At 52.3% G+C, this 365-nt stretch carries 1 protein-coding gene; it reads left to right on the forward strand.

Features of this window, described 5'->3' with window-relative positions:
- Positions 1–190: hypothetical protein (locus tag CA13_RS35935; RefSeq protein WP_419195064.1), on the forward strand; the 190-nt coding region annotated here is incomplete at its 5' end.
- Between the last annotated feature and the right edge of the window lie 175 nt (positions 191–365).

Raw genomic sequence — 365 nt, forward strand, 5'->3', positions numbered from 1 at the left:
CTCTGCTATGGGTGCGCTGTTGATGATCCCTTTTCGTCCGTTTGGTCCACAACATCGTTTGTTGCTTTCAAATTGGGACCTCGTTAAACTGATACTGCTAGGGAACGGACAACCGTCACCGAAGGGGCCGAAGGCTAAACTGACGGTGCTCGGTCGATTGATACATCATGGTGACTCGATCGGCGTTTAACCCAAATCCGTGCGATAACCATGTGATGCAACGGAGGACGGGTGGTCCGTTTTCTCGTCTGCTTGCAAGTCTTTCGCCCGTCCCCGCTGATCACCACCGTTATCCGACTGAAGATGCTCGACAACAATGACCGCAGACGAACTCGCCACGCTTGTCAAATCTACATTCGCGTTGT

The sequence above is a fragment of the Novipirellula herctigrandis genome (assembly GCA_007859835.1).
Taxonomy (GTDB): Bacteria; Planctomycetota; Planctomycetia; order Pirellulales; family Pirellulaceae; genus Novipirellula_A; species Novipirellula_A herctigrandis.